The 16,921-nt window shown below is 70.8% G+C and carries 15 protein-coding genes; 5 read left to right on the top strand and 10 right to left on the bottom strand.

Annotated features, from left to right (window positions below; all coding sequences use genetic code 11):
* Positions 1 to 7: 7 nt before the first annotated feature.
* On the bottom strand, positions 8 to 769 hold the full coding sequence (locus OG866_RS01655; protein ID WP_329331455.1) for a maleylpyruvate isomerase family mycothiol-dependent enzyme: 762 nt from the start codon (positions 767 to 769) through the stop codon (positions 8 to 10).
* Between the two features lie 257 nt (positions 770 to 1,026).
* Positions 1,027 to 1,404, bottom strand: a complete 378-nt coding sequence (locus OG866_RS01650; protein ID WP_329331454.1) for a MerR family transcriptional regulator — start codon at positions 1,402 to 1,404, stop codon at positions 1,027 to 1,029.
* Between the two features lie 75 nt (positions 1,405 to 1,479).
* On the opposite strand from OG866_RS01650, the gene OG866_RS01645 reads away from it, so the two are divergent.
* Entirely contained in the window at positions 1,480 to 2,208 is a 729-nt protein-coding gene (locus OG866_RS01645) for an SDR family oxidoreductase (protein WP_329331453.1), read from the top strand.
* A 39-nt stretch (positions 2,209 to 2,247) separates the two neighbouring features.
* On the opposite strand, the gene OG866_RS01640 is transcribed toward OG866_RS01645, so the two are convergent.
* A complete protein-coding gene (locus OG866_RS01640; RefSeq protein WP_329331452.1) occupies positions 2,248 to 2,655 on the bottom strand; it encodes a hypothetical protein in 408 nt (135 codons plus the stop codon).
* Positions 2,656 to 2,777: 122 nt separating this feature from the next.
* Between OG866_RS01640 and OG866_RS01635 the strand changes: the two genes are divergently transcribed.
* On the top strand, positions 2,778 to 3,236 hold the full coding sequence (locus OG866_RS01635) for an SRPBCC family protein (RefSeq protein ID WP_329331451.1): 459 nt from the start codon (positions 2,778 to 2,780) through the stop codon (positions 3,234 to 3,236).
* Positions 3,237 to 3,467: 231 nt separating this feature from the next.
* Here the strand turns inward: OG866_RS01635 and OG866_RS01630 are convergent, their stop codons facing one another.
* Entirely contained in the window at positions 3,468 to 6,293 is a 2,826-nt protein-coding gene (locus OG866_RS01630; protein ID WP_329343870.1) for an ABC transporter permease, read from the bottom strand.
* A 5-nt stretch (positions 6,294 to 6,298) separates the two neighbouring features.
* Positions 6,299 to 7,003: an ABC transporter ATP-binding protein gene (locus OG866_RS01625; protein ID WP_329331450.1), complete on the bottom strand. Its 705-nt coding sequence runs from the start codon at positions 7,001 to 7,003 to the stop codon at positions 6,299 to 6,301.
* 83 nt (positions 7,004 to 7,086) lie between these two features.
* On the opposite strand from OG866_RS01625, the gene OG866_RS01620 reads away from it, so the two are divergent.
* A complete protein-coding gene (locus tag OG866_RS01620) occupies positions 7,087 to 7,716 on the top strand; it encodes a helix-turn-helix transcriptional regulator (RefSeq protein WP_329331449.1) in 630 nt (209 codons plus the stop codon).
* On the opposite strand, the gene OG866_RS45200 is transcribed toward OG866_RS01620, so the two are convergent.
* The 5 genes from OG866_RS45200 to OG866_RS01595 form a co-directional block, all read right to left on the bottom strand.
* On the bottom strand, positions 7,713 to 8,111 hold the full coding sequence (locus tag OG866_RS45200) for a poly(ethylene terephthalate) hydrolase family protein (protein ID WP_443063486.1): 399 nt from the start codon (positions 8,109 to 8,111) through the stop codon (positions 7,713 to 7,715). The two genes, OG866_RS01620 and OG866_RS45200, sit on opposite strands and share 4 nt — an antisense overlap.
* Before the next feature lie 87 nt (positions 8,112 to 8,198).
* Entirely contained in the window at positions 8,199 to 9,062 is an 864-nt protein-coding gene (locus tag OG866_RS01610; RefSeq protein WP_329331448.1) for a GDSL-type esterase/lipase family protein, read from the bottom strand.
* 36 nt (positions 9,063 to 9,098) lie between these two features.
* Positions 9,099 to 10,175: a rhamnogalacturonan acetylesterase gene (locus OG866_RS01605; protein WP_329331447.1), complete on the bottom strand. Its 1,077-nt coding sequence runs from the start codon at positions 10,173 to 10,175 to the stop codon at positions 9,099 to 9,101.
* A gap of 111 nt (positions 10,176 to 10,286) precedes the next feature.
* On the bottom strand, positions 10,287 to 11,342 hold the full coding sequence (locus tag OG866_RS01600; protein WP_329331446.1) for a glycosyl hydrolase 53 family protein: 1,056 nt from the start codon (positions 11,340 to 11,342) through the stop codon (positions 10,287 to 10,289).
* A gap of 324 nt (positions 11,343 to 11,666) precedes the next feature.
* Positions 11,667 to 12,251, bottom strand: coding sequence for a tetratricopeptide repeat protein (locus OG866_RS01595; RefSeq protein ID WP_329331445.1), 585 nt, complete (start codon positions 12,249 to 12,251; stop codon positions 11,667 to 11,669).
* 133 nt (positions 12,252 to 12,384) lie between these two features.
* On the opposite strand from OG866_RS01595, the gene OG866_RS01590 reads away from it, so the two are divergent.
* Positions 12,385 to 12,825, top strand: a complete 441-nt coding sequence (locus OG866_RS01590; RefSeq protein ID WP_329331444.1) for a hypothetical protein — start codon at positions 12,385 to 12,387, stop codon at positions 12,823 to 12,825.
* Positions 12,822 to 16,652, top strand: coding sequence for a tetratricopeptide repeat protein (locus OG866_RS01585; RefSeq protein WP_329331441.1), 3,831 nt, complete (start codon positions 12,822 to 12,824; stop codon positions 16,650 to 16,652). Before OG866_RS01590 ends, OG866_RS01585 begins: the two co-directional genes overlap by 4 nt.
* The last annotated feature ends 269 nt before the right edge of the window (positions 16,653 to 16,921 follow it).

The following is a 16,921-nucleotide window of genomic DNA, read 5'->3' as shown; positions in this document are numbered from 1 at the left end:
CGAGTGGCTACTCCTCGGGCTCCCAGGCGATCAGCTGCTCGAACACCTGCTGGTCGCCCTCGATCTTCAGGTCGCTCAGCGTGCGGCGGCCCCAGACGAAGAGGAGCAGCTGCTCGGCCGTGCCCGTGGCCGAAGCGGAGGCGGGCGCGGCATCGTCCGTGAGGGGCGCGGGCCAGGCGCCGGTGTCGTCCAACGTGAGGAGCCAGGAGCGGCCCTCGGTGGCGTGGTAGTGGATGGTGGCGGCTTCGTGCGGCCAGGCCGCCGGGGTGGAGTTGCAGGTGTCGAGAAACTCGGCCACGCCGTCGATCGCGACGTCCGACGGCATCGGCTGAACGGCGCCTGCGGCGAGCTGGGCGTCGTAGGTGTGCACCAGCACCTCGTGCACCCGGCGCCGGGCAACGCCCCAGGCATTCGCCGGCGACACACCGGCGCGCCACCACGCCCAGCACTCACGCTCCGGGCCGGCCTCGCGCAGCGCACGCAGGAGCAGCTCGTTCGACTCGGCGTACCAGGCCAGCAGTGCCTCGGGCTCGCGCGGCGCCTTCGCGGCATCCTTGGCCGGCGGAGCCTCGGCCGGGCCCGCAGTGACGATCGCGGCCCACCAGCGCTGGCCCGTACCCAGGTGTTGCACCAGATCGGACAACGTCCACTCGGGGCAGGACGGCACCGGCGCGTCAAGGCTGGGCGCGGCGGCAACCGCGCTCCGGAACGCGGCCGACCGCTCGTCGATCAGTTGCAGCAGGGCGGAATACTCGAGGCTGTCTGTCACATCGCTTACCTATCACCCCAGTTCAGCCGACCGCACCCGATTTTCCAGGCCGTCAGCTGCGGGAGTTGGAGCAGCTGATAGAAGGCCGGGCCGTAGCCATGTCCCCTTCCTGGCTGGCTCATTGAACGAGTCATGGGGAAGAGGAATGGCCCGTCGTTCGGACTGTCGGAGCCGGAGCCGCAGCCCGCTCCCACTGCCGTGCAGCTGATCGTGGGCGGCCGACTTCACGACTCGTACGGGGCTTGCGCGCGCTTCGCCTAGGGGTGGGTGTCCGTGATCGCGATGACCTCGTCGAGGCGGTTCAGGGCGGCCTGTAGATCATCGACCTTGGCCTGGATGCGGTCGCGTTCGGCGCGCAGCATGGCTCGTTGGTCGGCGTCGGTGTGCCCGGCGTCCCAGCACGGCATGAGTTCGGTGATCCGTCGGCTGGTCAGGCCGGCGGCGAACATCTGCTGGAAGAAGCGGACCCGGGAGATGGCGTCCTGTCGGTAGAGGCGCTGGCCGGATGGGCTGCGCTCCGCGATGAGCAGCCCTTGTTGCTCGTAGTAGCGCACGGCGCGAACCGAGACGCCGGCACCCCGCGCCACCTCGCCGATGCGGATCAGCCGCTCGGTCGCGGTCTCGGTGACGGTCATGGTGATCCCTCTCACTCCGGCCCTGACGAGCAGCCCTTGCCTCTGACGTCAACGTCAGGTTTTAGCGTACCGGGCATGGACATCAACAACTCAGTTGCCCTTGTCACCGGAGCCAACCGCGGCCTGGGCCGCGCCTTCGCCCAGCGCCTGCTCGAACGGGGCGCCCGCAAGGTCTACGCGACGGCCCGCCGACCGGAGACCGTGGACCTGCCCGGGGTCGAGGTGCTGGCCCTCGACATCACCGATCCCGCATCCGTGAGGGCCGCCGCCGAGGCCGCCCCGGACGTCTCGCTCCTCATCAACAACGCGGGAATCAGTACGGGGACCGACCTGGTGACCGGTTCGCTGGACGCGGTGCGGCACGAGCTGGAGACCAACATGTTCGGCCACCTGGGAATGATCCGGGAGTTCGCGCCGTCGCTCGCCAGGAACGGCGGGGGCGCGATCGTCAACCTCCTCTCCGCCATGTCGTGGTTCGGGGGCAAGGGCGCAGGCGCCTACCACCTGACCAAGGCCGCCGCATGGGCCATGACCAACGGCGTCCGCCTGGAACTCGCCGAGCAGGGCACGCTCGTCACGGCGGTGCACCTCGGCCTGGCCGACACCGACATGGCCGCGGGCTGGCCGGTGGACAAGATCGCTCCGTCGGACCTGGCCGACGCGGCGCTGGACGGTGTCGAGGCGGGCTCCGCTGAGGTCCTCGCCGACCAGTGGAGTCGGGACGTCAAGTCCCGTCTGCCGCTGGCGCCGGAAGAGTTCAACGCCGCGATGGGCCGCGCCCTGGCTGCGCTGATGGCGGCGTGAGGGGTCCCGATTGAAACAAGTCCCAGTCGGTGATGGGCGTCAGCGGCGAGGGGCAGTTCGATCGTATCGTCGCCACGCTCGTCGTCCGTAGTGTCCCCCAAGGGCTGGTTGACGGGCGTGCGTCCTGGGGCGGACGTTCCGCTCGTCCGGCTTCGGGTTCTCACAGAGCCGGGCGAGCTGGGCGAGCACGGTGCGGTGGCGCAGCTGGAGCAGCGCGTCGAATCCGACGTCGTGGAGCGTGATGGCCGCTTCCCGCAAGGGGTGCTCGTCCACGATGACCAGGCTGTGCTCGCCCCACTCCCGCAGCTCGATCGCGATGCGCGCCGTGCCGCCCGAGTCGGCGTGGGCCCGTGAGGTCCCCGCGACCCATTCCGCGCAGGCCGTCCCGGGTGGGATTTCGGTGGGCTGTACAGAGGGCTTCCGTGCCTGCTCCCTGCGCGCATGCACCGCGGGCTCCGCATGTCTCGCGTGGTGGCCCGCCCTCCCGTAGGGTCACTGTGCCGCCATGGCAGAACCGCTCATTAAGGCAAGTCGCGCATCCGTCGTGGCTCGACCGATGAGGAGTGCCCATGTCCGGACAGTTCGAAGCGGTCGTCGAGATCGACCGGCCCGTGAAGGAGGTGTACGACTACCTCGCCGACGGGCGCAACGATCCGCAGTTCAGCCCCCGGGTCCTCGGGATCGAGCGGGTCCCGGACGAGCCGACCGCTGTGGGCACGGTCTTCCGGAGCACCGTGAAGGACGCCGGCATGAAGACCGCTCGGGAGTTCCGCATCACCGCACTGGACGCTCCGGTGAGGATCCGCTGGGCTGAGGTGTCCAAGAACAGCGTGACGGTGCGCGAGGGCGGCTACGACCTGGAGTCCCTGCCCGATGGCAGGACTCGTGTCCGCATCTTCAACGTCCTGGACGGCCATGGACTGGGCAGGCTGCTGGTCGGTCTGGCACTGGTCGCGGCCCGCAAGGACGCGCCTGCCTTCGGGGCCCGGATCAAGGCTGCCGCGGAGACGGCGATCTCGCCTGGCTGAACTCGGTCGGAGACAGCCATCCGTCCTGCTGCCGGCGGCAGCCACTGGTCCTTTTGCCGGGGACAACCGCCGGTCTTTTTCCAGGAGACAGCTTGGCAGTTCTGCGCGCCGGCGCCGATGACCATCGGCAGACGATCACGTGCGTTCGTCGACTGCTGAGACCCCGGCCCGTGAACACGGCCGGGGTCTTGCGGCCCCTGTGCGAAGCCGCCGGCGTTGGCGGCGGTCGGCTCAGTCGGCGGCGAGCAGGTGGGCGGGGGCGATCCGGGACAGACCCCGGATCGGCACCGTCAGAGCCGCCACCACCAGGGCGGTCGCCGCGAGCGTGGCCAGCAGTGCGGCGCCGGCGACGGTGAACAGGTGTCCGTGCAGCACGCCCCGGCCGAGGGTCAGTACCCCGGCCAGGCCGGCCACCGCACCGGACAGGCCGCCCAGCAGAGCCAGTCCGATTCCCTCGTAGAGGGTCAGCTTCGCCAGCTCGCGGTTGGTCCAGCCGGTCGCCCGCAGCACCGCGAGATCGGCGGCGCGTTCGCGCTGTGAGATGACCAGGACGTCGATGGCGCCGGCGGCGCCCAACAGCAACGACAGGGCGACGCTGAGGTAGTCGGCCTCGCGGGCCTGCGCCACCACGGCGCTGCCGAGCAGCGACCCGGCCACCTCGCCCCGGAAGGCCAGAGTCAGGGCGAGCAGCACCGTGAAGGCGGCCACTCCCAGCGCCAGTCCTGCCGCACCCAGCAGCGTGCGGCCCCGCACCCGCAGCAGGTTGAGAACGGCCAGTCCGGCCACCGAACGCACCGGGCGCGTGCGGCGGGCCGCCGTCACCGGGGGCCGGACGGCTTCCATCGGTCCCAGCCGGGTGGCGAGCCAGGCGGGGATCAGTCCCGCCGCCGTGGCCAGGAGGAGCGCCACCGGGAGCACGAGGAGTGACTTGGGGCCGGCTTCGGGCTGGCCCAGCACTCGGCCCAGTACGTACGCGAGCACCGTGCCCGCGGCTCCGGCGGCGAGGCCGATCACCGCCAGTTCGCCGAGGACCAGGCGGAGCACTTCGCCACGGCTCCAGCCCAGGCAGCGCAGCGTGCCGATCTCGCTGCGACGTGAGCGCACCGAGGCCAGCGCGGCCTGGCCGAGGAAGAGCGCGCACACGACGAGGACCAGCACGAAGAGCACCGCGCTCTTGGTGTCCACCGCCCTGAGAATGCGCAGTGCCACGCCCTTGGCGACCCAGCCCTCCGTCACCTGCGCCGAGGCACTCAGCGTCACCGTCTGCGGTGCGGGCGAACTGCCGACGGTGACGTCGACCTGGAGCTGGGGGTAGGCGGTCCGGATCGCCCCGGCCACGGCGTTCACCCGTGCCCGGGAGGCGGTGTCGACGCCGGTCACTCCGGCCACCCGGATCCTGATCGCGCTGACCGGCGCCTTGTCCTGAAGGCCCGCGACGCGGCGGCTCTTGGTGAGCGCGGTGATGGACTGCATCGTCGTCAGCATGGTGGGCGGTGGGCTGACGTAGCCGCCCAGGTTGCGGTCGGGTTGCAGCGGCTTGCCGTTGAGCTTCGCTCGGGTCGCGCTGTCCGCGCCGGTGACCTGTGGCGTCTGGTAGGTCTCCAACGGGGTGTCGGACAGGGGTGAGAAGCCGGGCAGTTTGCCGGTGTCGTAGCGGCCGACCAGGTGGACGAAGGGATTGGGCAGGCGTCCGGAGTCCACGCCGTCGCACGTACCCAGTCCGATGCAGTTCGTGGCGGCGTGACTGGTCACCTTCCGGTACTGGGTGCCCTGGTGGTTCTCCTCGGGGACGTTGGGGAACGGCTGCTCGTTCGAGTTGGTGACCCACAGGCTGGGCTTCTGCGGCGGCCGCGGCTGCGCGGCGAGGTCGCCGTCGGAGGTCCGGCGGTAGGTGACCGGGCCGACCGTCCAGTAGCTGCCGGTGTCGAACGAGTCCTCGGTCAGTGCCTTCCGGTAGCCCTTGCTCAGGTCGACTCGGGTCCTGCCCACCGTTGTGCCGTGCAGGCCTCGGACGAAGCTGCTGGCCGTCGGGTTGCCCAGTTTTGAGGGCAGCGCGGCCGGGTCGCCGACGTCGAGCCGTTCGACGGTGGCGTCGAGCGTGCCGGTGGTCAGCGGGTTGTCGCTGAGCAGCGCCGGGATGTAGGAGTCGCGCTGTCCGTGGACGCTCTTGGCGCCCGACACCTTCCACGGCTTGTCCTGCTCGGTGAGCATCCGGCCCGAGGCGATGGTGTCGCCCAGGCCCACCAGCCGGTCCTCGGCCACCGGGTCGATGGCGGACAGCAGCACGGGGTAACTGACCGGAACGTCGATGGTGGCCTTGTCCTGGCCGGACTGGCAGTTCATCCGCGAACTCAGGTCCGGGTCGAACGGCGACCTGTCCCTGAGGTCCTCGGCGATGATGTTCGGCTTCAACGGCAGATCCAAGTTGAACTCGGTCTGCTCTGACTTGTCCCAGTTGAAGTAGAAGCAGACGTCGTACTTCCCCTTGATCCGATACCGCTGGGTGCTCTTGTCCGCCGCGCCCGTTTCCAGGGTGTCGGACTCGAAGAGGCCGTCCGACTCCGACGCCGACGTCAGGGGGGAGCGGGTGAGGTAGACGTACTCGTCGGAGGTGCGGTAGGTGCCGAGTCCGGAGGTGAGCGTCGGGCTGATGCGCAGGATCTGCCGGGACGCCGTGCCGTCCAGGAAGCGGGACACGTCCACGGTGACGGTGCTCGCCACCATGAGGTAGCCGATGTTGGCGACCGGCGCGGCCACGTCGACCCCGGGCATGTCGTCGATGCGCCGGTACTGGTCCATGGTGATGCCGCCGAACGTGCCGGACAGGAAGTTCGGCGTGACCAGACCGCTCTGCCGCTCCACGTCCGTCTGCGAGTCGGGCGGGCGTACCAGGACGTCGTACGCGGACCGCGCGTTCTTGCGTACCGTGCCCACGGTGGTCGCCTGGCTCGTGCTCACCGTCGCGGTCAGCAGGGTGAAACTGGTCGCCGCCACCAGGATGCCGGCGGCCAGGGCCAGCGCGCGCCCGCGCCGCCGCCGGAGCTGATCGAGGATCATCGCTATCACGGGCGCAGGCCCCCCAGCCGGTCCAGCACGTCGCCGGACGGCGTGACCCGCTGGTCCGAGGTGATCCTGCCGTCCTGCAAACGCACCACCCGGTCGCCGTTGGCGGCGACTTCCGCGTCGTGGGACGCGATCAGCATCGTCATCCCGTAGCGCTCGCGCAGCGACATCAGCAGGTCGATGATCTCCCGTCCGATGACGCTGTCCAGGTTGCCCGTGGGCTCGTCGGCCAATAACAGTCCCGGCCGGTTGATCAACGCGCGTGCGACGGCGACGCGTTGCTGCTGGCCGCCCGACAACTGCGAGGGCAGGGCGTCGGCCCGCTGGTCCAGGCCGACGGCTTCGAGCAGCTCCATGCCGCGCGCACGCCGGTCGAAGTCCACCCTGCGCGGCAGGACGGGGGCGAGCACGTTGTCCAGCACGGTCAGTGCGGGCAGCAGGTGGAAGCGCTGGAAGACGAAGCCGATACGCCGCCGGTGACGGTCCAGGTCCCGGGGCACCAACTGGGTGCCGTCGATCTCGACGTGCCCCTCGTCGGGCTGGTCCATGCCGCCCGTCACATGCAGGACGGTGGACTTGCCGGCGCCGGACGGCCCGGTCAGCATCACCACCTCGCCGGCCGCGACCTCCAGGTCGACCTCGTCCAGAGCGGTCAGCCCGGGATACCGCCGGCTCACCCCGCGCAACGCCACGCTCACAGCCATTGATGCAGCCTCGCCCTCGTACATCGCGCCACATACATTGCGGCAATGCAGCGGTATATTGTCACAATGTAGAAGGGACGTATATGCCGCTCCACCACGCCGTGCTCGCGTTGCTGACCCGGCGACCGAATCACGGATACGAACTCAAGGCCCGGTTCGAGGAGGCCGTCGGCCCGCAGTGGGGCGGCCTGAACATCGGTCACCTCTACCAGATCCTCGAACGGCTGGTCCGCGACGGCTATGTCTCGCGCTCGCAGGTCACGCAGGCCGACCGGCCCGACAAGAACCTCTACACGCTCACCGAGGCGGGCGAGGCCGAGCTGCGCTCGTGGGCGACCACCGCCTGGGTGCGCGTCGGCGGCTTCCGCGACGAGCTGTTCCTGAAGCTGCTCGGCGCCGTCGCGCTGGGGCCGCAGGCCCTGACCACGCTGATCGAGTCACAGCGGCAGACGTACCTGTCCGAGCTCGCGGGCCTGGCACAGCAGCGCCGCGCCCACGCCGCCGAGCCGCTGGTCGCCGTCCTGATCGACGCCGCCATCGCGCACACCAAGGCAGACCTGGGACTGCTGGACAGCGCCGCACAGCATCTGGGCCCGCTCGCCACGGCACAGAGCGCGCAGCCGTCGGAGCCCTCACGCTCACAGGCGCAGGGCGACACCGGCGAGGCCGGCGGTCACAGCGGGATGAGAGGGGACCGTACGGAGTCCGCCTAGCCAGGTGTGCAGTTGCGGTACGTGGGTGACGGTGCAAGGGCCTCGACCGACAGACTGCGTCCGGCCTCGTGCCGGTCGAGGACGGCGTCCCACTTGGCGGTGTAGCCGGGTACGACCGCGACCGCGCCCCACGTGCCGAGGCTGGTGTCGGTCGGGTAGTAGATCTTCGCGCCGTTGAAGCCGTTGCCGGGCGGCACGCTGATCTGGCTGGTGGCGAACGTGCCTCGTTGGGCCGCGACGCTGCTCACCGTCGGGTCCGGGCCGCGTTGGTAGGGGTTGTCCGCGGCCGAGGCGGGCTGGAGCGAGAACAGGGCGGCGATGAGACCGAGCACGGCCATGACCACGACCGCTCTGAGCTTCGCTGCGACGGGGATCCCGGTGACGGACGGGGGCATTGCGCGTTCCTCTCGCGAGTGACGGGCGCATGACAGGGCGCGGCGGGTGTGGTGCGGGGTGTGACGCCGAGACGGAGACGGCATGGGCTACTTGAGATGTGCGGCTAGCGGGAGGTTCTGACGGCGTACGTCGTCGGCGACGAGCCCCGCGATCCGCTGTGCGCCGTACGTTTCGAAGTGCGTGTGGTCGTCGCAGAAGAAGGCGCCGACGGGACCTGATCCGTAGTCGCCGTTGTTCGGGCAGAAGCGCAGGCTGTTGTAGAGCGAGACGCTCAGGGTCTGGAGGTCGATGACCGGTGCTCCGGTGGCGGCTCCGGCCGCGAAGGTCTCGGTGGCGAAGCCGCGGTTCTTGGTCGCCGTACCGCCGGAACAGGTGATGGCGGCCACCGGGGTGAGCACGATCGGGTGTGCGCCGCGGGCCAGCGCGGCCTGCGCCATCATGGTCAGCAACTGCTGGTAGCGGGCCGGGCCGACGTGTCGGGGGCAGGTCGAGGACGAGTCGTTGATGCCGAACTGGATGAAGAGGTAGTCGCCGGTCTTCATCCCGGTGCTCGCGTTCAGCATGGCCTGCCAACGGGCCGAGTACGTCCCGGGGTTGATGACGCACTCGCCGTCGGCGCCCTTGGTGCTGGTCACGTTCGGGTCGTACAGCCAGGTCTGGATGCTGCGTCCGCCCACCGCCTGGTTCTTGACGGTCACCTCGCTGTTGAACAGGGCGGCGAACTGGCTGCCCCAGCCGACCGGGCAACGGGCGCTCGGATTGGCCATGGTGGAGTCACCGGCCAGCCAGACGGTGACCGGTTCGGCCGCGGCTCGTGCGGCCTGAGCGGTGGCGGGCGAGCCGCCGCCGCAGGGCGCCGCGGTGCTGTCGGCTGCCGATGCGGTGTGAACGCCGAGGCTCGACAAGGCGATCAGCAACGCGGTCGTCAGGAGGATCCGTAACTTCTTCATCGGTCTTCTTCCCGGGAGAGGCGTTACGGGTACGGGTCAGCGCAAGTACGAGGCCAGGGGCAGGTGTTGGCCCCGGATGCTCTGGAGCACCAGGTCGTCGATGCGGGTCGCGCCGTACTGCGAGAAGTGGGTGTTGTCCGTGACGCCGTCGACGGAGGAGCGCAGATACAGCTGTGCGGAGGCGGTCGGGCCCAGCGACTCGATCAGCGTCTTGCTCTGGGCCGTCAGGTCGATGACCGGCACCCCTTGTGCCGCGCCGACCGCGCGCATCTGGGCCGGGAGGTCCACGCCGAGGCCGTTGACATGCAGCGCCGTGGGCGTGAGGCGGTTGCCGTCGAACAGCCGGCGGACCGGCGGAGTCACCAGGACGGGGACGCCGCCCTTGCCGCGCACCTGCGTGATCATGGAGGTGAGGTTGCTCCGGTACGCGGAAGCGCTGGTCTGCTTGTCGTTGTGGCCGAACTGGATGAAGACCGGGTCGTTCGCCCTGACCTTGGCCAAGAGCGTCGGGAACAGTGCCGAGTTGCTCAGGAAACTCCCCGAACTCTCCCCGGAATCCGCATAGTTGGCGATGGCCGCACCCGGGAGGACCGCGGTCGTGATCATCTGGCCCCACCCGGTGTACGGGGCGGCGGGCTGGTCGCACACGGTCGAGTCCCCGGCGAGGTAGGCGACCAGCGGCTGGGACGCCGGTTTCACCGAGACGGCCGAGACCTGCGGGGCGGTCCCCGAGAACCGGATGTCCAGACCGGGGTTTCCGGTGCCGCCCTGGCCGGTCGGCTGGCCCTCCGGCTGGCGCACGTTGACGGTGAACGAGTAGGTGGCGGTGGCTCCGGCGTTCGTCCTCGTCGCCGGGAGCATCAGCCGCCGGGCCTCCGCCCACATCTCGGTCTGCCCCGCCGAGGTGCCGCCGACGGAGACGGTCACGTCGTAGGTGCCGGGTGAGACCGCGTAGTGACAGGTGATCGGTGAGGTGCCGGAGCACCCGGCCGGCAGAGCCTGCGCGGTAGCGGTCCCGGCATGCGCCGATCCGGCGCCGGTCAGTGCCGCGAGGGTCAGCAGGCCTGCCGCTCCCGGCCGGGCCGTGCGCCTACCGAAGGAACGTAATGGCATGCCCATCTCCATCTGATCTCCAGTCCTTGGCCGTGGGCCGGGACGCGGCGGCGTACTCGCCCGTCGTCTGGTCCACCGTGCGCGAGTGGGGGAGGGGTTACGGCCGGTCGCTCATGCCTGGGTGAAGCCGTTCATGATGGCGGTGGGCCGCTTGGTGGAGGAGTCCCAGGCGCCCATGTTGTAGCCGGTGAAGGGGGACATGCACGCCGGCTCCCAGTAGAAGAGGCCCTGCCCGCCATTGGCCTTCAGCGCCTTGATGTAGGCGACCAGCGACGCCTGGGTGGAGGAGACCCGGTCCACCCGGCCGCCGAACTCGCTCTGAAGGAACGGTTTGCCGTAGGCGTCGGAGATCTTCTTCATGTTCGCCACGATCCCGGGGGCGAGGTCGGCGCTGCCGTAGGAGGAGAACACCGACATGTCCCACTTGCCGCCGCTCGCGGCGAAGCGGCTGAAGAACGTCGTCATCACGTCGTACTTCTGCGGCTGGGCCAGGTGGATGCACACCGTCGAGTTCGGTGACACCGCCTTGACCTGGGTGTACGCCGCGTTGAGCAGACCGGTCATCTGCGCCCCGTTGGAGACGCTGCCGACCGGGCGACAGATGCCGCTGTTGATCTCGTTGCCGATCTGCACCCAGGTGGGCAGCACGTCGTTGTTCTTCAGGACCGTCATCGTCTGGTTCACGTACGTGCTGATCGCGCTGAGCATCTGGCTGTAGCTCATGTTCTTCCAGGCGGCCGGCGGGTTCTGCACGCCGACGGAGTTCCAGGTGTCGCCGAACATGTAGTCGAGCATGATCGACATTCCGGCGGCCTTGACCCGCTTGGCGAAGGCGGCGACCTCGTTGATGCCGCAGTGCCCGTCGGTGGCGCTGCCGGAGGGGTTGGCGAAGGTGCGCAGCCGTACGGCGGTGATGCCGTACCCCTTGAGGATGGCCAGCAGGTCCTGGGTCTGCCCGCTCGCGTTCCGCCATGAGTAGCCCTGGGCCTCCATCTGCGGCACCCAGCTGATGTCGACGCCCTTGACGAACGCCGCCGCGGCCGCGGCCGGGGTCTCGAGTTCGGCGAACGCGGCGGCCATGGCGACCGCGCCGGCGGTGGCGGTGGTGGCCTTGAGCAGGGTCCGGCGGCTGATCGGAGCGGGGCCAAGGGTGTTGTTCGACGGCATGGTTGTTCCCTTCTGTCCGGTGGTCGTACGTGACCGTGGAGCACTGGGCAGTCCGAAACGAACGTGATCACTCAATCGACGTGTGAACGCTCCCAAAGGGAGGCGAAGTTGAGACTGCGCCTCGGGAGTCGAAGATGTTCACAGTCATGAATCGGTGGTCATCCGAATGTGAACGCTCCCAGGCTGAGCCGTGAGGCGCATCACGCAGTTTCTCGGGCGTGTTCATGACTGTCAATCAGGAGGAGCGAGAAAGTCACGAATTCAAACAGGGCCAAACATCAAGTGCGACAGAAACCTTGACGAGACATCAGGGCCCGCCCTCGGTCAGCCGCCCGCGTTCCGTTCCGCGATCCGCAGATTGTTGGCGATGTCCACACGCACCGGATGCCCGGCCGGCAGCGTCATGCACTGGGCAAAGGCGTTGCGCAGGACGGTGAGGCCGTCGCGGCGCAGGCCTGCGGCGAAGAGCGTCGCGCCGAGGGTGTTGGCGGTGGTGAGGGTGGATTCATGGGCGGCTCCGAGGCGCCGGGCGCGGCGCTGCCAGGTGTCGTCGAGAACCGTGACGGCCGCGGAGACGTCGCCCTGGATGGCCAGAGCCCCGCCGAGGTTGTGAGCGCAGTCGAGGGTCGCGGGGTCGTCGGGGCCCCAGGCACGGGCCGCACGGTCGGTGGCCTCGCGGGCGATCTGCGCGGACGCAGCCGCTTTGCGCTGCTGGTAGAGGGTGGAGCCGAGCAGGTTGAGCAGGCCGATGGTCTCCTCGTGGTGCGCTCCCAGCTCCGCCTCGCAGTCGGGCAGCAGGCGGCGCAGGAGCACCTCCGCCGCGGCGAAGTCACCGGTGTCGAACAGGACGCGCGCCGTGCGGAGTTGCCGGCGCAGGCCGGTGCGGTTCGGGCCCTTGCGACGCCACATGACGACCCCCTCGCCGAGTCGTTGTTCCGGTGGTGCGGTCGACCACCGTATAACTGCGGCATGTTGATCGGGGAGGGTGCGGGCGCGGGCCGCGGTGTCACGATGGGGCGGGCACGGCAACGGGAGGAGATTCATGATCGAGTCATTGGCGGCGGTCGCGACGGCCGCTTCGACGACGCTCGTCGCCGCGATGGCGACGGACGCCTGGGGCGCCGCGCGCTCCGGGTTGCTGCGGCTGTTCGGGCGGGACGACGCGTCCGGGCAGGGTTCGCTGGTCGCGTTGTTGGAGAGTGAGGCCGCGCTGGTGTCCGGGGCGGAGGATCCGGAGGCGGCGCGGCGGCAGTTGGCGCCGGCGTGGCAGTTGCGGCTCGAGCAGTTCCTGCGCGCGCACCCGGAGGTGGCCGACGAGGTACGTGAGCTGACCCGGCGTCTGCAAGACGAACTGCCCGCCCAGCAGCGCCACTGGGTGCAGCACGTCGAGGCGCGCGACCACGGGCAGGCGTTCGGCGCGCAGGGCGGGAATGTGATCGTCCATCAGGAGCCCGGCGCCGGCCGCGGTGACCGCGCGACGTGAGCGAGCAGCACGTCAGCGCGACGGGCGGGTTCGCCTACGGTGTCGTCGGCGCGGACATCCATGTGTTCGGCGACGGCACGCCGTTGTACGTGCTGCGCCGGTGGGCGCCGGCCCCTGAGGCGGATCCGCAGTGGCTGCGGCAGCAGCCCAGCCGGATGCTCCACGCGCGGTTCGCCGTGGCGCCGTTCACCGGTCGGCAGGACGAGCTGGCGGCGCTGCATGCCTGGTGCGCGGACGGTCCGCAGCGGGCGGCGCGCTGGCTGCACGCGCCGGGCGGGCAGGGCAAGACGCGGCTGGCCCAGCAGTTGGCCGCCGAGTTGTCCGGGCAGGGCTGGAAGGTGGTCAGCGCGGTCGAGGGGCCCGGGACCGTGCTGCCGCCGCCCGGCAGCCAGGACCTGACGCCGGACAGTGCGGCCGGGCTCCTGCTCCTGGTCGACTACGCGGATCGCTGGCCGCTGACCACCCTCACCTGGCTGTTCAGCAACGCTCTGCTGCACCGGCCGGACGTGCGCGCCCGCGTCCTGCTGCTGGCGCGCGGCACCGATCCGTGGCCGGCGCTGCGCGGGGCGCTCGCCAGTGAGCAGATCGACGTGTCGACACAGAGTCTTGGGCCGTTGGACGAGCCGAGCGGCCCGGCGGCCGGGCAGGGCGAGCGAGGGGCGATGTTCCGTGCGGCACGCGCCGCCTTCGCGCAACGGTACGCAATCACAGCGCCGGCGGGTGAACCCGACCTCGCCGCCGACGACTTCGGGCTGGTGCTCGCCGTGCACATGGCCGCCCTGGTCGCCGTCGACGCCCAGGCGTCGGGGCGGCGTGCCCCGCCCGATCTGGCGGGGCTCACCCTCTACCTCCTCGACCGCGAGCACCTGGGCTGGGTGCTGCTGTACGAACGGCGGGGCGCCGGAGGGATCACCCTGCCTCCCGCGGTCATGAACCGGGTGGTCTTCGCCGCCACCCTGAGCGGCGCGCAGCCTGAAGAGCAGGGGGCATCGCTGGTGGACGCGCTGGAGATCGGAGAGCCGACGCCCACCGTGCTGGCGGACCACAGCGTCTGCTATCCGCCGCCCGACGGTGTGGACGGCATCGTCCTGGAACCGCTCTATCCGGACCGGTTGGCCGAGGACTTCACCGCGCTGACTGTGCCGGGCCACGCTGCCGACTACCCGGCGCAGGCGTGGGCGGCGGACACCGCGGGCACCGTGCTGCGGCACGGCTCCGGTCCCGCCCGCGGGGTGTCGACGCTCATCGCGGCGGCGGGCCGCTGGCCGCACCTCGGGCCCGCCTGCCTGTACCCGCTGCTGGCCGCCGATCCCGCACTCGGCGTAGCCGCCGGGGGCGCCGCCCTCATCGCTCTGGCCGAGCTGCCCGACATCACGACGGCGCTCCTGGAAGAGGTGGTGGACGCCGTGCCGCGCCCGACCCCCGCGAACCTCGTGATGGGACAGGCCGCCGTCAACGTCCGCCTGTTCGCGTCCCGGATCGCGGCGGCACCGGACCGGCACGAACGCGCCTGGCTGTACGCCGGGCACGGCAACAACCTGCACGAACTGGGGCGCACACAGGAGGCGCTGCGGGCGGCGCAGCGCGGGGCCGAACTCTTCCAGGAGCTGGCCGCCGATGATCCGGACACGTACGAGGAGCACGTCGGCCGCACCTTGACCAACGTCGCCGGTCTGCTGCACCGCACCGGCGACGTCGACGAAGCGGTGGCGACTCAGCAGCGCGTCGTGGACCTCTTCACCCGTCTCGCCCGGGACGATCGGCGCCGTTACGAACCGTACCGGGCGACCGCGCTGGCCAATGTGAGTGTGCATCTGGAGTCGGCCGGTCGGTGGGAGGAGGCATATCGGGCCAACCAGGAAGCGGCGAGCGCGTACCGCAGGGCCGCCGTCCACGACCCGGCGCAGCGCAGGGGGTTGGCGATCGCGCTGTCCAACGCGGCGGCCCTCACGTTCCGTCCGCCTGCGGAGGATGTCGCTCTGCGCGAAGCGGTGGAGTTGAGCCGGGAGTTGGTGCGCGAGGGGGCGCTGGTCGAGGACACACCGCTGGTCCCGTCGCTGGAGCGGCTGCGCGAACACCTGTCCGCGCGCGGCCGGCATGCCGAGGCCGTCGCGCCGGCACGGGAGGTGGCCGAGCTCAACCAGCACCTCGCCGAAGCCGACCCGCACCGGTACACCTCGGCGTGGACGACTGCGCTGATGCGGCTGCACGGGATCCTGCTCGACGCAGGCCGTCCTCAGGAGGCCGTGGAGGTCGGCGAGGAGGCGGTGACGTGGCTGCGCAGGCTGGCCGACCGCGCGCCCGCCACCTACTTGTCGTCCCTGGGCGACGCGGTGTCGCGGCAGAACAGCGCGCTCCGGGCGGCGGGCCTGCCGCCAGAACCGCAGGTCGACGTTCCGCGGCGGGTGCTCGACCCCGACTCCCTGGGCCGGCACATGCCGGAGGCCCGGATCACGGTGGAAGGGTGGCTCCCGGAGTTGCTGCCCGTGCCGCACGTGTCGGCGGCGGCGATGGAGGACACGGCGAGCGGACTCGCGCGTCGGCGGGACTGGACGGCGTACTGGGAGCTCGTCTGCTCCGCTCCCCTCGCCGACGCGGTGCGCCTCGCGCACCGGATCCCGCGGCGCGCCGGGGCGCCGGACCATCCGCTGGACGCGGAACTGTTCGACTGGCTGCGATCCCTCTCCCCGCGCCGGGCCCGGGCCCTCGTGGAGGAGGCGGCCGACGCGGCCACCCGGACGCTGCCCGAGGACTTCGGCGTGTTCTCCGCGGTGCACAGCGCTTTCAGCCACGGCGGCGAGGTGCTGGCCATCGCGCGCGTGACGGACGCCCCGGACGAGCAGTCGCGCGAGGTGATCGAAATCCTTGAGCCGGAGTCCGGCACGCGGACCGTGCTCCACCGCGGCTCCGTGCGCCACGAGTCGCTCGCCGTCCTTGGCCCCGGGGACGTGGTCGCGCTGCGCCGCAGCGAAGGGTACGACGGGCGGGCTGAGCTGGTTCGGCACACGTCGTTCGAGACGCGGGTGCTGGCGCAGGGCCGCACGCTGACCGGGGCGCGCCTGGCGGTCACGGCGTACGGATGCGTGGTTTCGCTGCCCCTCACGCCGACGGCCCTGGTCCTTGCGACGACCGGGGAGTTGCGGCAGGTCGACCTCGGCCAGTGGGCGTTGGGCACCGGCGGTCCGATGGCGGTGACCCCCAGGGGCGACCGCATGGTGCTGTGCGACGGCTACCGCCTGATCGCCGTCCACGCCGCACTCGGCCACGCGCTGGACGCGGCCACGGCACCGGCGGAGCACGCACCGGTACGGGACCTGGTCTTCACCGGCGAAGACTCGCTCGTGACAGCGGGACTCCACGGTGGCCTGGTGCTGTGGCAGCTCGCCGCCGACGGGATGCGGCCGGTGGCGTCGCGCGACACCCCGATGCTGTCGCAGCTGTCCGCGGTCCCGGCCTGGGGCGTGGTCGCCGGTCACGCCGGATCCGAGGGCCGGATCCGCTTCTTCGACCCGTCGCGCGATCTCGCCCCGGTCGACGCCCCACCCGCGATCATCGGCGCCGCCCACCGCCTGCGCGCGGTGCTGGCAGCGCCGGGCGGACGCCACGTCATCTACTCCGGGCAACTCGACGTGGACGCGCCGCCACGGCGCCGCTCCTTCGCGTTCGTGACCCGGGTGCACGATCTGCACCATCCCGGTTCACTGCTGCGGCGGCCGTTGCCCGGCTTGAGCGACGCCGAACGCGCGGCGTTGGCCCAGGCCGACGGAGACAACCCGGCCGTGCGCGACCTGTTGCGTCTTGCCCACGTAATGGCCAACCGCCTCTGACGACGCAGCGAGCGTGAGCGTCGACAGTGCGTACGGGTGACCCGGCCCCACGGACAGCGTCAAGCGTCCGCTGTCGACACGGAACCGATGAACGGCGGCTGCGCGAGCGCGAGTTCCAGGTGTCCCGCCACGAACGGGCCCACCTCATTGACGAACCGCCCCACGCCATGGAAGCCCTGTCATGGATGGCCGCGGCCGGCGGATCCGGCGAGGCGGGGCTGCGGCGCTGTGTCCGAGATGCTTCACCCCGAAAGGCCCGATCCGGTGGC

Source organism: Streptomyces sp. NBC_00663 (genome assembly GCF_036226885.1).
Lineage (GTDB): Bacteria > Actinomycetota > Actinomycetes > Streptomycetales > Streptomycetaceae > Streptomyces.
The sequence above is the reverse complement of the archived record's forward strand: the minus strand, read 5'-3'. Positions and strand labels throughout refer to the sequence as shown.

Coding starts and splice junctions, on each gene's coding strand:
- OG866_RS01605 (WP_329331447.1), bottom strand. CDS start 10,175: ATGCCATTACGTTCCTTCGGTAGGCGCACGGCCCGGCCGGGAGCGGCA.
- OG866_RS01630 (WP_329343870.1), bottom strand. CDS start 6,293: ATGATCCTCGATCAGCTCCGGCGGCGGCGCGGGCGCGCGCTGGCCCTG.
- OG866_RS01635 (WP_329331451.1), top strand. CDS start 2,778: ATGTCCGGACAGTTCGAAGCGGTCGTCGAGATCGACCGGCCCGTGAAG.
- OG866_RS01650 (WP_329331454.1), bottom strand. CDS start 1,404: ATGACCGTCACCGAGACCGCGACCGAGCGGCTGATCCGCATCGGCGAG.
- OG866_RS01620 (WP_329331449.1), top strand. CDS start 7,087: ATGCCGCTCCACCACGCCGTGCTCGCGTTGCTGACCCGGCGACCGAAT.
- OG866_RS01590 (WP_329331444.1), top strand. CDS start 12,385: ATGATCGAGTCATTGGCGGCGGTCGCGACGGCCGCTTCGACGACGCTC.
- OG866_RS01595 (WP_329331445.1), bottom strand. CDS start 12,251: ATGTGGCGTCGCAAGGGCCCGAACCGCACCGGCCTGCGCCGGCAACTC.
- OG866_RS01610 (WP_329331448.1), bottom strand. CDS start 9,062: ATGAAGAAGTTACGGATCCTCCTGACGACCGCGTTGCTGATCGCCTTG.
- OG866_RS01645 (WP_329331453.1), top strand. CDS start 1,480: ATGGACATCAACAACTCAGTTGCCCTTGTCACCGGAGCCAACCGCGGC.
- OG866_RS01600 (WP_329331446.1), bottom strand. CDS start 11,342: ATGCCGTCGAACAACACCCTTGGCCCCGCTCCGATCAGCCGCCGGACC.
- OG866_RS45200 (WP_443063486.1), bottom strand. CDS start 8,111: ATGCCCCCGTCCGTCACCGGGATCCCCGTCGCAGCGAAGCTCAGAGCG.
- OG866_RS01625 (WP_329331450.1), bottom strand. CDS start 7,003: ATGGCTGTGAGCGTGGCGTTGCGCGGGGTGAGCCGGCGGTATCCCGGG.